At 62.1% G+C, this 15115-nt stretch carries 11 protein-coding genes and 1 tRNA gene; 3 read left to right on the top strand and 9 right to left on the bottom strand.

Annotation, left to right across the window (positions count from 1 at the left end):
- The first annotated feature begins 366 nt into the window (after positions 1–366).
- Entirely contained in the window at positions 367–3366 is a 3000-nt protein-coding gene (locus AC3A43_RS00490; protein WP_487790591.1) for a TonB-dependent receptor, read from the top strand.
- A gap of 115 nt (positions 3367–3481) precedes the next feature.
- On the opposite strand, the gene AC3A43_RS00485 is transcribed toward AC3A43_RS00490, so the two are convergent.
- Positions 3482–6100, bottom strand: coding sequence for a TonB-dependent receptor (locus AC3A43_RS00485; protein ID WP_487790590.1), 2619 nt, complete (start codon positions 6098–6100; stop codon positions 3482–3484).
- 354 nt (positions 6101–6454) lie between these two features.
- Between AC3A43_RS00485 and AC3A43_RS00480 the strand changes: the two genes are divergently transcribed.
- The gene (locus AC3A43_RS00480; RefSeq protein WP_487790589.1) at positions 6455–8131 is read left to right on the top strand and encodes a sulfatase-like hydrolase/transferase; all 1677 of its coding nucleotides are present in this window, start codon (positions 6455–6457) and stop codon (positions 8129–8131) included.
- Between the two features lie 86 nt (positions 8132–8217).
- Complete coding sequence (locus tag AC3A43_RS00475; RefSeq protein ID WP_487790588.1) at positions 8218–9738, top strand: lipopolysaccharide biosynthesis protein; 1521 nt, start codon at positions 8218–8220, stop codon at positions 9736–9738.
- Here AC3A43_RS00475 and AC3A43_RS00470 read toward each other — a convergent pair.
- The 8 genes from AC3A43_RS00470 to AC3A43_RS00435 form a co-directional block, all read right to left on the bottom strand.
- Positions 9735–10667: a glycosyltransferase family protein gene (locus AC3A43_RS00470; RefSeq protein WP_487790587.1), complete on the bottom strand. Its 933-nt coding sequence runs from the start codon at positions 10665–10667 to the stop codon at positions 9735–9737. The two genes, AC3A43_RS00475 and AC3A43_RS00470, sit on opposite strands and share 4 nt — an antisense overlap.
- Before the next feature lie 149 nt (positions 10668–10816).
- Positions 10817–10892 (bottom strand) — tRNA-Phe (locus AC3A43_RS00465).
- 95 nt (positions 10893–10987) lie between these two features.
- Complete coding sequence (locus tag AC3A43_RS00460; RefSeq protein WP_487790586.1) at positions 10988–11170, bottom strand: DNA gyrase inhibitor YacG; 183 nt, start codon at positions 11168–11170, stop codon at positions 10988–10990.
- The gene (locus AC3A43_RS00455) at positions 11160–12152 is read right to left on the bottom strand and encodes a ribonuclease E/G (protein WP_487790585.1); all 993 of its coding nucleotides are present in this window, start codon (positions 12150–12152) and stop codon (positions 11160–11162) included. The genes AC3A43_RS00460 and AC3A43_RS00455 overlap by 11 nt, the downstream gene beginning before the upstream one ends.
- Entirely contained in the window at positions 12145–12735 is a 591-nt protein-coding gene (locus tag AC3A43_RS00450; RefSeq protein ID WP_487790584.1) for a Maf family protein, read from the bottom strand. Before AC3A43_RS00450 ends, AC3A43_RS00455 begins: the two co-directional genes overlap by 8 nt.
- Positions 12732–12950: a translation initiation factor IF-1 gene (gene infA, locus AC3A43_RS00445; protein ID WP_120216844.1), complete on the bottom strand. Its 219-nt coding sequence runs from the start codon at positions 12948–12950 to the stop codon at positions 12732–12734. Before infA ends, AC3A43_RS00450 begins: the two co-directional genes overlap by 4 nt.
- 84 nt (positions 12951–13034) lie before the next feature.
- Positions 13035–13901, bottom strand: coding sequence for a cupin-like domain-containing protein (locus AC3A43_RS00440; protein WP_487790583.1), 867 nt, complete (start codon positions 13899–13901; stop codon positions 13035–13037).
- Positions 13898–15094 (bottom strand): GNAT family N-acetyltransferase, encoded by a 1197-nt coding sequence (locus AC3A43_RS00435; RefSeq protein ID WP_487790582.1) that lies wholly within the window; start codon positions 15092–15094, stop codon positions 13898–13900. The genes AC3A43_RS00440 and AC3A43_RS00435 overlap by 4 nt, the downstream gene beginning before the upstream one ends.
- Positions 15095–15115: the final 21 nt, after the last annotated feature.

Genomic DNA, 15115 nt, shown 5'->3' with positions numbered 1-15115 from the left:
GGACAAGAAGAATTTATGCCCTCCGACGAAGTTTACGTTGCGGAAATCAGGCTTTTTGCTTGTTCGGAGACGCGCGGTTTCGCGTCCTTTTTTAGGCCAAACAAGTGACTTGACGCTCGCGTCAACTCGGCGCACCTTTGCGGCATACAGAACTCGCTCAAGCGGGTCGTATTCCGGAGAGGCCGGCGTTTTCCCCGATGCCGGTGGGAGAGGACGATGACCAGCACAGCTGGCAAGTGGGATACTCACAGGCACCGGGCCGTTTTGGCCGGATGCCTTTTGCCATGTCTGGTCGTTTCCCCTCCCCTTACCAATTTTTGATTTGGGCGATCCCGCATCTGCGGGTTCGAAAAAGGGAGGCTATAGATGAAGTTCAAGGCACTGATCGGAACCTCGATCCTTGCAATGGCGGTGGCGACACCGGCCTTTGCGCAGGACGCGGCAGATGAAGTGGAACGCGATGCTTTTGGCGGCGAAATCGTCGTCACCGCGCAGCGCCAGTCGGAACGTCTGCAAGACGTGCCGATCGCGGTCAGCGCCTTCTCGACCGAGGCTCTCGAAGCGCAGCAGATCAAGACGCCGTCGGATCTTCAACTGACACTGCCCAACGTCACTTTCACCAAGACCAATTTCACCGGCGCCAGCTTTACCATTCGCGGCATCGGCGACCTTTGCGTCGGCACGACCTGCGACAGCGCGACCGCAATTCACCTCAACGGCGACCCGCTGTTTTCGACCCGCCTGTTCGAAACCGAATTCTATGACCTTGAACGCGTCGAAGTGCTGCGCGGGCCGCAAGGCACGCTGTTTGGTCGCAACGCGACGTCGGGCGTGGTCAACGTCATCACTGCCAAGCCCAAATTGGGGGCGTTCGAAGCTGCCGCCGAAGCCGAATATGGAAATTATGAGTCCATGAAGGGCAAAGCGATGGTAAATATTCCCATCGGCGACACCATGGCCTTCCGCGTCGCGGGCATCTACCTGAACCGCGACGGCTATACGAAGAACGCCTTCCTCAACACCCGTATCGACGACCGCGACCTCTATTCGGTTCGCGGTTCGCTGCGTTGGGAGCCGACGCCCGACACCACGATCGACCTGCTGGCGTCCTATTTCCACGAGAAAGACAAACGCACGCGTATTCAGAAACAGCTGTGCCAGCGCGACCCGACCGGCATTCTCGGCTGCTTGAACAGCCGCCTCGACAATTCGCCGTTCAACGGCAATGCCACCTTTACCGCGGCGCTGACGTCCAAAGAATTTCTGGCAATCCGCGGCATTCCCAATGGCACGGTGACTCCGACAAACCCGGCTGGTCTCGATTTCTCGCTGGGCAGCCTCTACGGCCCCGATGTCTATGCCAACACGACGATCCCGGGCGATCCGCGAACGGTCAACACGGCCTACACGCCGAGCTACTTCACCAGCGAATTGACGCTGCAGGCGCAGATCGAGCATAATTTCGGCCCGGTGTCGCTGCAGGTTTCCGGCCAATATCAGAAGGTGAAGCTCGACGCGTCGCAGGACTATAACAGCAACGTCGGCAACCGCGCGCTCTATGGCACCGGCCTGGCGAACCTGCAGGCGGCCGCGAGCGGAGCCTTCGGGCCCGGGCTTCAAGCCTATTTTGCCCCGGTCGCTGCTGCGATCATCCCCAATGGACCGAACGGGCAGCTTTGCACGTCGCTGGCGGAAGAAACGGGCTATGGCAGCTTCGGCGGCAACAAGATCTGTAGCGACCAGTCGCTGCAGTTCGACAGGTCGAACCAGTATAACAGCAGCTGGTCGGTTGAAGGCATATTGTCGAGCGACCTCGACGGGCCGTTCAACTTCTTGGTCGGCGGCATCTATGCCGATTATCACCTGACCGAGAACAGCTATTATGTGAACGCCTTCCCAATCGATTATCTGGCCGGGGTGCTCGGCGCTTTCACCGCAGCTGGGGGAGCGCTGCCCCCGTCGTTCCTGGCGACGCCTTTCTTTCGCAACAACACTGACGACCTGAAAATCAAATCATACGGCCTGTTCGGCGAAGCCTATTTCGAGTTCAGCGACCGGCTGAAACTGACTGCTGGCCTTCGCTACAACAACGACAAGAAGACCGTTATCGCACGGTCTACGCTTGCCGCTTTCCTTGCTCCCCACGGCGGAAGTGGAACGGTATTTGACTCGCCCTTCGTCGGATCGTTTGACGCCGATCCCGGCACACCGGGCAATCAGCTTTTTCAACAGCGCACCGTCAAGTTCAACAAGCTGACCGGCCGCGCCGTGCTGGACTTCAAGGTCACCGACGACAACCTGATCTACGCCTCTTACTCGCGTGGTTACAAATCGGGAGGCATCAACCCGCCGCTGCAGCCGATCTTCGCGGTAGCTGAATCGTTCAAATCCGAACAGGTTGATGCTTTTGAAATCGGCTCGAAGAACAGCTTCGGCAACGGCGCGCTCCAACTGAACCTGACGGCCTTCTATTATAAATATAAGGATCTTCAGCTCAGCAAGATCGTTGCCCGTACGGCGGTCAACGACAATGTCAGCGCCAATATCTATGGCTTCGAGGCTGAGGCCATTGTGCGGCCCGATCCCGACGTCGTAGTCAATCTGGGCTTCAGCTACCTGCACAGCAAAGTCTCCGAGGACAAGTTGACGAGCAACCCGCGTGACTTTGGTGGCGGCCGCAGCGATGCAGTGATCATCAAGGACATCACCAACGCCGCGAACTGCGCGGTGGGCTCACGGACAGGCAACGTCGCCGGCGTCAATGCTTTCGTGAACGGCGTCCAACAGGTCATCAACGGGGGCTTCGTGCCCGGCGTCCAGGGTGGAGCGGGTCTGCGCCCGACGACAGCCTTCCCGTCCGACGGCGGCATCGCTTCGACGGGTGCGTTCAGCATCTGCTCGGTCATGGAAGCCGCAGCAGGAGGAGCGTTCGCCGCCGCAGGCCTGACGCCGGCTAACTTCGGCGGGATCGAATATTTCTCCGCTGGCGTTAATGTCAACATCAAGGGCAACCAGTTGCCGCAAGCTCCCAACTACAAGTTCAGCGCGGGCGCCCAATATACGGCGCGGCTGGGCCAGGGCGACATGACCCTCGTTCCCCGCGTTGATCTGGCCTATACCGGCGAAAGCTATGGCAGCATCTTCAACGGCAATGTGAACCGCATCAAGGGCTATGCCCAGGTCAATGCCCAGGTGCAATTGAACGGCGCAGACGACAAATGGTACGTCCGCGGCTTCATCCAGAACGTCTTCGACGCCAACAGCGTCACTGGCCTGTACATCACGGACCAGTCGTCGGGTAACTACACCAACATCTTCACCCTCGAACCGCGCCGCTATGGCATCGCAGCGGGCGTGAAGTTCTAAATCCTACCGGCGGCAACGCCAACAAAAAACCCCGGCCTCTCGATTGAGAGGCCGGGGTTTCTTTTTGCCTGCTGTCGTGGTTGGCCGGGGCGTTTGATCGCCCCGGCCGCCATGATCAGAATTTGAAGCGAACGGTGCCGCCATAGGTGCGCGGCTGGCTCGGATAGCCCGAGACGCTGCCTGCCTGCGCAACCGCCGGGAAGATCGTCGTCAGATACTGCGCGTTGGTGAGGTTGCGGCCCCACACGCCGACGTCGAGGCCGTTGGTCAGCCGGATCGTGAACGACGCGTTGAGCGAGTTGACTTCACGCTTCAGATTCTGCGCGACGCTGGCCGGGAAGCCGCCCAGACCTTCGACGATCTGGACCGGGCTTTCATACGCATAGTCGACGTGCGCGATCGCCTTGGTGCCACCCGCGAACTCGTGGGTGTAAGTCGCGCCCATCGACAAGGACAGATCGGGGATACCGGCCGGGGTCGAGCCCGAGATGTCGCCGAACGCCGAATTGATGAAGCTGTCGTACTTGGCGTCGAGATAGGTTGCAGCCAGCGTCAGGTTGAGCCCGGCGACAGGGCGCACCGAACCGTCGAACTCGATACCGAAGGTCGACTGCTTGCCGGCGTTCGCCAGCGCGAAGCCGGTGCCGGTGAAGACGTTCGACTGGAAGCCTTTGATCGACTGTTTGAACACCGCAATGTTAACCGCCGCGACGTCCCACTGGCCCTTCAGACCGAACTCGTAAACGGTCGATTCTTCCGGGGCCGCGAAGCGCGAGCCCGATGTGAGGTTCGGAAGACCAAGGCCCCCCGAAATGATAGCCGGGAGGTCGGCTGCGGTCGGACGGCTGTCACGCGACAGGTTAATCGAGCTTGCCTTGAAGCCTGTCGCATAGGTCGCATAGACATTGACCGTATCGGTGAGCTCATAAGCAGCGCGAACGCTGTACGAGAAATCGCCGTCGTTGGTCTTGCCGCTTTCGACCGCGTTCGGAACGTTGAGGAAGGGCGGCAGGAACTGGAACGCCTTCAGCCCGTTGAGCGGGTTCGCCGCGGGATTGTTCTGATTGGCGTTGGCGAAGGCCACGAACTGTTGAAAGATCGGCGCAGTTGCCGGGTTCGTCGCGAAAGCGTTCACGGCAGCCGGATTGTTCGGATTGACGCCCGCCTGCTGCAACGCACCGCCGAGCAGCAATTGGTTGCGGAACGGCGCATATTGCGGCGCATTGAGGTTGATACCCGAGAACACGTCGCTGCTGACCACATTTGTCGAGAAACGCTTGCGGTCCTTGGTGTAGTTGCCGCCAAGGCTGAGGGTCAGGCGATCAGTGACCTCGAAATCGACCGTGCCGAAGACCGAGAAGGCCTCGTTCTTCATCTGATAGTCTTCGTCGAGTCCGGTGCCGGCTTTGAAGAAGCTGCCCAGATATTTCGCCGGATTGCCTTCGAGCGCGCCGAGCGTGCCTTCGAGCAGATCGACATTCAGCGCGCCGCCGCTTGCCGCCTGGATAAGCGCGTTGCCATAGGGGCGGAAATCGTTGCCGAACCTGATCGCGCTCTGCTGATCGACCTTTTCGTTGAAATAATAACCGCCGAGCAGGAAGTTCAGCGGGCCGTCGAAGTCGGACGTCACGCGGAATTCCTGCGTGAAAGTGTCGATCCCGACATTGTCGCTCTTTTCACCGATCAGATCGGCGCCGGTGAAATCCGAATCCTGGTTCGTGTCGGCCTGCACCTTGCGGTACGCGGTGATCGAGGTCAGCGCGAGGTTGCCCAGATCATAGTCGATCTGCGCCGAGCCGCCGTAATTTTCGATCTCGTTCGTCGACAGGAAGTTGTTGTAAACGTCGTAGGAGAACGGGTTGTTGGCATCGACGCTGGGTCCACCGGCAAGCGCGTTGGTGATCGCAACGGTCGGGCCGGCGATAACATTGCCCGCGATGCAGCAATTTTCATCGATCTTGTCGTAATCGCCGATCAGGCGGATCGACAGGGCGTCGGTCGGTTCGAACAGAAGCTGGCCGCGGACGCCCCAACGGTTGCGGTCGTTGACGTCGGTGTCGAGTTTCAGATCCTGCGCATAGCCGTCACGGCGGTTGAAGCTGCCGCCGATCGAGAAGGCGACATTTTCGGCGATCGGGCCGGTGACGTCGCCCTTGACAGTGATGGCGTTGAAATTGCCATAGCTGACTTCGGCCGAACCGCCGAATTCATACTGCGGCTTTTGGGTGACGATGCTGATGACGCCGGCAGATGCGTTCTTGCCGAACAGGGTCGATTGCGGACCGCGCAGAACTTCGATGCGCTCGACGTTCGGAAGGTCGCCGATCTGGGCGGCCGAGCGCGAACGATAGACGCCGTCGATGAACACGCCGACCGAGGGTTCGATCCCGGCGTTATTGGCACCGTTGCCGAAGCCGCGGATGATGAAGTTGGTGTTCGCGCTCGACTGCAGCTGCGACACGCGCAGGCTGGGGACCGACGACTGGAGGTCGATCAGGTCGCGGATCTGCGATTCTTCGAGCTGCGCCGCCGAGGTAACCGAAACGGCCACCGGCGTATCCTGCAGCGTTTGCGAGCGCTTGCTGGCGGTAACGATGATGTCGTTGCCATAGTCTGTAACGTCAGCCGTGTCCGTCGTGTCGGCGGCAGGGGCTGCGTCCTGGGCGAAGGCATAGACAGGGGTGGTTGCGGCGCACAACATGGTGGCGCCCAACAAGATGTTGCGCAAAGTCATGATGATGTCTCTCTCTCCAAAACCACCAAGGCGAGCCCTAAGGCTTTTACGGGAGATGCCCGGTAGTGACCGGCCGCTGTAACGCACCACCCTGCCGCGTCAACGCACACGCACGCGCGACAGCCTATTTTCGGGCAATTCGTGACTAAATAGCAACAGTTTACGCTACGGAAGATGTACCGGCCGGTTACAAATCTGCTTCAGGCGGCTGTCGCGGCGGCGAGCAATTTGCCAAAAATTCAGAAAGGCACTCTATCGGCATCGGACGCACCGGTCACGTCATCACTGGTCCGGCACCGACTTCCCGATGGCGAAGGATACGCGATGCGGGCACGGCCCTTGCCTAGCTCCAATATGCTGATCAAAACGGCCCTGCTGGGATTCGGGCTCGCCTTTGAGCTTCCCGAGGTCGTTGCGCGGATCGATATGCTGGGAGCCTCGCCGCCGCTCCTCATATATATCGGCGTGTATGGCGGCCTGATCGCCTGCCTGTGGAGCGCAGCCTTCATCCGTTCGTCACTTCTGCGGTGGGGCTGGGCCGTGGTGCTCGGGCTGGCAGCGATTCTGGTCGGCAGCTTTCAGAACGCGACGGCCGATGCGATGAGCTACGACGCGTTCGTTACGATGATCTACTCTGCGGGGTTCGCCGACGACGCGATTGCGCAATATGGTGCTTCGATCGCATGGGCCTCTGCAGGGGCCTTTTCCCTGTTCCTCGGGTTGGGACTGAAGCCACGCGCGGAAACGCGCTTGTCTGCGGTCGCGGCGGCGCTCGCGCCCTTTGCGGGTCTCGCGATTCTGACCATTCTTTTGTTCATCCGCGGCGGCGAAGGCGGTCGCGGATTGCCGAACGCGTGGGTTGGAACGGCCTATTCGGCGCTTGCCGCGTTCGAGGCCGCATCGATGCCGTCCTTGTCTCGCCAACCTGTGACAATGGTCTTCGCCCGGATGCCCGAACAGCGCGACATCGTGTTGATCATCGATGAAAGCATCGCGGGCCGCTATCTCGATATCAACGATATCGCGGGGGTTCGGTCCGGTCTTTCCTCTCCGCCTCCCGGGATCGTGGTCAGCAATTTCGGGCTCGCTGCCTCGATCACCAATTGTAGCTTCGGGAGCAATTTGACGCTTCGATACGGCGGGACGCGCAACGCCTATCAACGGGTCAATGCCGTTATGCCCTCGATCTTCAGCTATGCGAAACATGCTGGATTTACGACGATTTACATCGATGCGCAAAGGTCGGGCGGCGCCAATCAAAATGGCATGGATGATGCCGAGCGGCGCCACATCGACCGCTTTGTCCAGTTCGGCGATATAGCCGTCGTCGATCGCGATATGGCTGCGGCGGCCGCGGTGATCGCGGCGCTCAATAACGGGAAGCGCGAGTTCATTCTGGTCAACAAGATGGGCGCGCATTTTCCCGTGGCCGATAAATATCCCGAGCACGCCCGTATTTTCAGCCCTGCCCTTCCTCGCAACGAAGCCGCCGTGGTGACCGAAACACGGCTTCCGGAAAATCTGTACAGCGGCGCGGAAAGCTGGCGCCTTTATCGCAATAGCTACCGCAACACGGTGGGGTGGACGGTCGGCGGCTTCTTCGACAAATTGTTCGCCCAGGCCCGGCTCGATGGCGCGCTGATTATCTACACGTCCGACCATGGACAGAATTTGCATGAACGCGGCGATTCGGGAACGACGACGCATTGCAGCCCATCGCCTGCCAGCGAAGAAGGGTCGGTGCCGCTTGCGATCATCGGCACATCGGATCGTTGGGATGCCGCCGCAAAGCGCCATTTCGACGCATCGAGCCACTATCGCATCTTCCCGACCCTGCTGAATGCGATGGGGTATGATTCCGCCGCAGTACGGCGGCAATATGGCGAGGCGCTCGATTCCCCGGCCCCCGATCCGGCGACGTTCAACAGCCTTTTCAATGCACGGCTGGGACGCAAGCCGATATGGGTGGAGGTGCGGCGCACGTCGGTGGCGCAGCCGCCCATCGGCGACTACGCCGCGCGCAAAAATTGAGCGATGCCCGCCGGACATTGACGCCTGCGCGGCGAGCCATGTCCGCGTGCAATGTTTTCCCAATGAATAGTTGCTAGGCTCACTGCATGTCAGGTCGCCCCACCCTCCCCGAAACGACGCTCGCCCCCGATCCGGCGGCTGAGCCGGATTTTGGCCAAAGGATACGCCGCGCCGTAATCTGGCGCTCCGGGTCGCAGATCGCCGGGCAAATCATCGCCTGGGGCTCCACCTTCCTCGTCATTCGCATCCTGACGCCCGAAGATTATGGCCTGTTTGCGCTCACCCAAGTGATGTTGATGCTCTTCAACCTGCTGAACGGCTATGGCCTCGCCAGCGCCGTAATCCAGCGCGACGAAGTCGCCACGCACGAGCTGAGGCAGATTTTCGGGCTGCTGCTGCTACTCAACGGCGCGCTCGCGGTCGCCCAGATTGCCTGCGCGCCGTTGGCGGCCGCCTATTATCGCCAGCCGATGGTCGCCGATCTGCTGCGGGTGCAGGCGCTGATCTATCTCACCATTCCCTTCTCGGCGCTGGCCTATGCTCAGCTCGCGCGTTCGCTGGAGTTTCAGCGTCAGGCGCAGGTCAATCTGGTCTCCGCGCTGATCGGAGCGGGCGTCGCGCTCGGCGGCGCGCTCGCTGGCTGGGGCGTGTGGGCACTGGTCTGGGCGCCAATCGCCATGTTCGCGACGCGCGCCGTGGGCTTGACGATCGCCGCGCGCACCTGGCTGTGGCCCAGCTTCGATTTCCGCGGCGCGGGCTCGATCGCGCGCTATGGCGGGCTGATCGCGGTCGGGCAGTTTTTCGGCTTCGTCCAGAGCCAGGCCGACATATTGGTCGCCGGCCGCTGGTTCGATGCGCATCTGGTCGGTATCTATACGACCGCGCTGTTGCTGACGCAGATCTTCAACAACAAGGTGGTGCCGCCGCTTAACGAAGTGGCTTTCGCCGCCTATTCGCGGATGCAGAATGACCGGCAGGCGCTTGCTGCCGGCTTCACACGCTCGACGCGCGCCATCATGGTCGCCGCCATGCCGTTCTTCTTCGGCCTCGCCGCCGTGGCGGAGCCGCTTGTCCTCACATTGCTCGGCGACAAATGGCGGGAGATTGTGCCGCTGCTGTTACCGCTGGCGCTCGCCATGCCGTTCTGGACCCTGTTCACGCTGCTTCGTCCCGCCACCGACGCGCTCGGCCGTCCGGGTATCGCGTCGGGCAATGCTGCGGCCGGCGCGCTGCTGATGCCGGTCGTGTTTCTGGTCAGCGCGCAGTGGGGAATCATCGGGATCGCATGGGCATGGCTGATCGCCTATCCATTGCTGCTCGCCTTTGCTGCCGTGCGCAGCTTGCCGGTTGTTGGCATTCGGGCGATCGAGCTGTTGCGCGCGGTCGCACCGCCGATCGTCGCCGCCGCGGTCATGGCAGCGGCGGTGACGCTGGTCGACCGCATGCTGCCAGCGCTGCCGCAACCGCTGCGGCTGGTCGTGCTCGTCGCAACGGGGGGGCCGATCTATTGCCTGTGGCTCGCGCTATTCGCGCGCGAGACCGTACGCGACCTGATCGAACTGGTGCGCGGTCGACGAATGCCGACTGATCCGGAGGTTGGCGTCTAGGTTCGGCCGAGCGCCGCGATCGCCGTGCGCGTGGCGTCGATATAGGCGGTGCCGCTAAAGCGATAGCTGCCGATGAAATGGACGAAGCGCGCGTCGGCCGGGACGCCTTCATCCCAGAAGTTGAGATAATGATCGTAAGGCAGCAGCAACGGATCGGGTTCGTTGGCGATCACGATGTTCGAAGTCACCTGTTCGCTGCCCCATCGCGCCCAGCGCTCGGCTCCGAGCAGCCGTTCCGCCTCGCGCGAAAATGCCTCTGCGAGCGCGCGGCCATCGCCACCACGTGCGAACCCGGCAAAGCCTGCACACCCGCGCACATAAAGCGGATTGGTGAGCATCGGCAGCGCAACCCGGTCGAGACCGCATTCGATCGCACCTTGCACATGCGCCTCGGGATTGTGGAGAAACTCGTCGTCATCGGACTTCGCCGCCATTTCGGCAAAAGACAACAGTTGGGAATCCGGATCGCCACGCAGTGTGAAGCTGCGATTTTGCGTGATCGCGGAGGCAATCTCCGGCACGTCGCCCAGCGTTACCGTGTCCGAATCGAGCTGGATCACATAATCATTTGCGCGCATGTCCAGAAGCGCGAGGAGCCGCTCCCAGACCTGGCCGCGCGGACAAGGGGCGGTATCGATATCCGCGATCGAAACAATGTGCGGTTTTCCAAGGTGCGCCGCCAGTATCTGTCGGTCGTTGTCGGTTAGCGTGCCATCATCGAGGATAACAACGCGCCCTTTGCCAAGCTGGGCGTGCAGCGATTTGACCGCAACCAGATAGGGCAGCAGCACCCGCGTGCCGATCATCGAAAACAGGATCAGCCCGTCGTCGGCTGGAACGACCGGCGGCGTATCCAGCACGGCGCGCGCCGCGGCGGCGTGCGCGCGTTCCTTCCACAACCGGTTGAGTTTGTTCGTGATCCTGTTCATGGCGCGGCAGTAACACGCACGACAAGCCATTGGTAGAGGCGAAAATCCACGCTTTTGCGTCCTTTCAGGACGCTTCTCGCTTTAGAATATCGGTCCGAATAGACAAAATAATCCACGTGCCGCGCTTCGGACTGTTCTGAAGAAGAAAGTGGTGCCCGGGGACGGGGTCGAACCGCCGACACTGCGATTTTCAATCGCATGCTCTACCAACTGAGCTACCCGGGCACGGCCGCTGCGACCGGACGGCCGCGCTGGCGAGCGGCGGCTATAGGCACGGCTTTGTGTCCTGTCCAGAGGCTTTGTGACACTTGATTTCGGGGTCAGCCTTCGTCGAAACGATCATCGTCGGCGGTGCCGTCGGGTGCCTGATCGGCCGGTACGCGATAGCCTTCGCCGAACCATGTCAAAAGATCGCGGTCGCGGCAGCCGCGGCTGCAAAAGGGCTTAAATTCGGGCTCACGCGGCTTTCCGCAAAGAGGACAGCGCGGTGGTTTACTGGGCATGGCCTGCTCCTTTCATTGTCGGGTCGGTCATCAGGCGAACGGGCCGGCCGGTTCGATTCTGCAGCGCGTCGACCCAAGCGGCGTGCGCCGCGATATGATCGATCACGCTGGGGCGCGCCGTCAGGGTCAACGTCCCCGTGCCGGCGGCCCGTTCGGCATGCCGAAGCAGCATGGCCGCATCGGTCGCTATCGGATCGAGGCGAACCTGCTCGATCAACGAGGGACGGGCGCGGCGGCGAATAATCTGCATCAGACCGAATCCGTTGACCGCGGTACGCTCGAACGGCTGCGGCAGCGCGGCATCGACCGCCGCATCGACAACCTGCCGCCCCGCACGATCGGGCAAGGATGGGAAATCGATCCCGATCGACCCACCGATATCGCAGCGGCGGATCACCGCCGCTGCTGCCCGCGCGCCCGATGTGGCGAGCGCCAGCGCATCGCCTTCGCCGTCGATATCGATCAGGACCATCGCAGGGGTTGCATCGACCCAGAGCGCGCCACCGTCGAAGGTCCAATGGCCAGCGCGCACGCAATCGATCAGTTCGGACCATCCCGCCTGTTCAAGACGGTCGGCATCGGTTGATCGCAGTTCGATCACAGGCGCGCCGCTCGCCGCAATGCGCGCGCGCAGATCGGGTCCGTCCGTCAGGGCAGCGCCGGCATCCGCGAGCCGTGTCCGCGCCGGCTTGTCACGCCCGCGCTCACGTAGTGCCATGCGGGTTACCTCAACCGTCAGCCGCGTGCCGATCGAGGTCGCAGATGGCAGATCGGCCAGCGTCGCTTGTGGCTGACCGGGGCAATCGAGCACGACCAGCGCGCCCTTCCCACTCCGCCCCGCCTCGACGAGTTTCGCCGCTACGACGGCGCCCAGACGCGGTCCTTCGCCGTCACGTTCGATCCGCGCTTCGATGATTTCGCCATCCTCGACCAGCGCCGCACGCGCCTCGCCGATCCCGGCCTCGTAAAGCCACTCAGCCAAGCGCGAGGCCCGCGCTGGTCAGCAGCGCGCGCGTTTCGAACAGCGGCAGACCGACGACGTTCGAATGGCTGCCCGACAGGAAACGGACGAAGGTCTCGGCGCGACCCTGAATCGCATAGCCGCCCGCCTTGCCCATGCCTTCGCCCGATTCGATATACCAGTCGATCTCGGCGGCGGTGAGCACCTTGAACGCGACGACCGTATCGACGACGCGCACGCGCGCCTTTCCGTCCGTTCCGACGACGCAGATGCCCGAATAGACATGATGACGCCGACCCGAAAGGAGGCCGAGCATGCGGCGGAGATCGGCCTCGTCTGCCGGCTTTTCAAGGATACGGCGTCCGACCGCTACGGTCGTGTCGCCCGCCAGTACGACCTCGTCCGGCGCGCGCTCGACCGCCAGCGCCTTGCCCTTCGCAAGCCGCGCAACATAGTCGCGTGGCAGTTCGGCCTTCAGCGGTGTCTCATCGATTTCCGGGGCGACGATGCGCATCGGCACAAAACCAATCCGCGCCAGCAGTTCGCGCCGGCGCGGCGAGGTCGAAGCCAAAACCAGCGCGGGAGATTTCGCCGCGCCGCTCACTTGAAGCGATAGGTGATCCGACCCTTGGTCAGGTCATAGGGCGTGAGTTCGACAAGCACTTCGTCGCCCACGAGAACGCGGATGCGGTTCTTGCGCATCTTGCCGGCCGTGTGGCCCAGAATCTCGTGGTTATTTTCCAGTTTGACGCGAAACATCGCGTTGGGCAGCAGTTCGACCACTTGGCCGCGCATTTCCAGAAGTTCTTCTTTCGCCATCAGTCCTCTATGGGATCAAAATTCAAGGATGCGGGCCCATAACCGCAAATTGCGCCAATTGAAAGCAATCTGTCACAGGCCGTTTCAGGAGACGAGTTTGATCCTGCGCGCGATCCGCCAAGCGATTGTTTTTGCCCAGGCATAGCTCGGCCAGCGCGGCGGCATCGCGGGGTCGAGCCCCATGCGGCGGAGCGCCGCATTGGCGGCGTGCGCCTCGGATTCGCGATAGCTCCATTCGCTGCGCCACGTGATCGAGAGCGAGATCGACGGAGCATCGCCATTGGCGACGAAATGCGGCGCCATCACCGGCATCAGCACCGCTTCGCCCGGGGCAAGCGGCACCTGCAGCGCATCATCCTTGTAAGTTTCTGCCCAAGGCAGATTGCGGTGGCCGCCCGTGTGATAACGTTCATGTTCGTGGCGATGCGCAAAGCGTTCGTCGCCCGCCGGCCAGACGTTCATGACCTTTGTTCCCCGCAATTGCAGCAGGATATTATGCTCGGGATCGAAATGGAACGGCGTGATCGAGCCCGGCGAAGATATGAAGATGAAACCCTGCGGCGTCAGCATCGCACCGGTGCGCGGCTCGACGACGGGCTTCAGTTCGCCAAGCAGGTCCATCAGCAGCGTGCGATAGGAATCGACATTCTCGATATTCTTGAGCACCGCCCAACTGCCGTTGCTGTCGATCGTGCGGATCGTCTCGCCAATCGACAGCCCGTTCGATGGAATATCTTCGGGCAGGATGCCGATCGGCACATCCCCCGGATTATACTCGACCTCGCTAGCGGGCAGGCTTTCGCCCAGCTGCGCCAGTGCTTCGAGCGACAGCAAGGGATGGTCGGGCAGATGATGTTGCAGCAAACCCGCCTTCAGCGGATAAAGTCCTGCCATGCGCTCGAGCGTTTCGGCAGGAAATACCGGGCGGGTGATCGTCTGATGCGCACTCATGACGGGCTTTCTATTTCATTTTCGGGCGCGGCAGCACCCTTCCAGCGCCGCCAGAGCCGTTCGGTCTTGGTCAACAGGGCAAAGCGGAGGCGGTCAGAGGCTGCCGACAACGGAACATTGACCCATACCAGTGCACGGCGCTCGCGCCAGACGCTGTCAATCATCGGGTGGCCGGGGGCGGCGCAGCTATCGACCCACATGATTTGCGGATCGTCGAGCAGATCGAGGTTCGCCTGTTGCAGCAAGACGCCGGGCGAGAAGCGGGCGTAATCTTCGTCGAACGCGGTCTTGAATGAAAAGCCGCCCGGCGGGCAGAGGAAATTGACGAGCATCGCAAGCGGACGGTCGTCCAGATCGAGCGAGCGCATGTCGAGCCGGCCCGCATCGCCCGCCGCATGAAGTATCGCACGGAACCAGGCTTGCGTGTCGCTTTGGCTCGCAAGCGCCGATGCACCGCGGCCCTTCCAGCCGCGCGCTTCCAAGTCGAGAAACGCGTCGATCCACGAAACGACCTCCTCGCCCGGCTGCCAGCTGCGGAATATCACGGCGCCCTGCTCGGCGAGCCGGTTCGCCTGCCGCCGCAATTCCTTTCGCTTTTTTGCGCGCACCGCGGAATCCCAATAGCCTTCCGGCGACAGGCTGCTTTCCAGCAGGGCGCGCTCCTCGCGGTGGACGACTTCCGCCTCGCCGCCACGCGCCCGCGCGACGTCGGTGAGCGCGCGGTGGAGCGGGCCGCCCTCGGTGAGGCGCGGCACATGCACCAATGTGCGCGCCCAGGGTGCGGCGTCGCACCATGCCAGAAGGATCGACCAGAACAGGCTTTCAAAGCCCGCGCGAACCAGCGGCGCACCGTGGAAATGATTGTGATGCGTCCAGCCGGTAACGTGACGCAGCGGCAGGCGGCCGTAATGCCTTGCGGGGGCAATCGGCATGACGCCGATTACCGGCCCGTCGCGGCCGTCGCGAACGAGCACCAGCCGGGCATGCCGTTCGGGGTCGAGCAGATGCAGCGCCGATTGCAGGCACCAGCGTTCGGCGAACGGATTGGGCTCGCTGGCCTCGTCGGCAAGTCTGTCCCACGCCGCCGCAAGCTCGTCCGACAAAGCCAGCGGATCGACAACACGCACTGTCAGCGGCGCGCCATCGACAGGCATCACGGCGCTGTCGATGGAAAAGGCGGGATGGACCGTCATCGGGAGCGAGCCTAGCAGCCA

It is taken from the genome of Sphingopyxis sp. Soil_C_28 (genome assembly GCF_057657055.1).
This window is presented reverse-complemented; position numbering and strand designations above follow the sequence as displayed.

Bases quoted from the DNA above. Each gene is read 5' to 3' on its own strand.
- AC3A43_RS00490 (WP_487790591.1), top strand. From the start codon at position 367: ATGAAGTTCAAGGCACTGATCGGAACCTCGATCCTTGCAATGGCGGTG.
- AC3A43_RS00485 (WP_487790590.1), bottom strand. From the start codon at position 6,100: ATGACTTTGCGCAACATCTTGTTGGGCGCCACCATGTTGTGCGCCGCA.
- AC3A43_RS00480 (WP_487790589.1), top strand. From the start codon at position 6,455: ATGCTGATCAAAACGGCCCTGCTGGGATTCGGGCTCGCCTTTGAGCTT.
- AC3A43_RS00475 (WP_487790588.1), top strand. From the start codon at position 8,218: ATGTCAGGTCGCCCCACCCTCCCCGAAACGACGCTCGCCCCCGATCCG.
- AC3A43_RS00470 (WP_487790587.1), bottom strand. From the start codon at position 10,667: ATGAACAGGATCACGAACAAACTCAACCGGTTGTGGAAGGAACGCGCG.
- AC3A43_RS00460 (WP_487790586.1), bottom strand. From the start codon at position 11,170: ATGCCCAGTAAACCACCGCGCTGTCCTCTTTGCGGAAAGCCGCGTGAG.
- infA (WP_120216844.1), bottom strand. From the start codon at position 12,950: ATGGCGAAAGAAGAACTTCTGGAAATGCGCGGCCAAGTGGTCGAACTG.
- AC3A43_RS00440 (WP_487790583.1), bottom strand. From the start codon at position 13,901: ATGAGTGCGCATCAGACGATCACCCGCCCGGTATTTCCTGCCGAAACG.
- AC3A43_RS00435 (WP_487790582.1), bottom strand. From the start codon at position 15,094: ATGACGGTCCATCCCGCCTTTTCCATCGACAGCGCCGTGATGCCTGTC.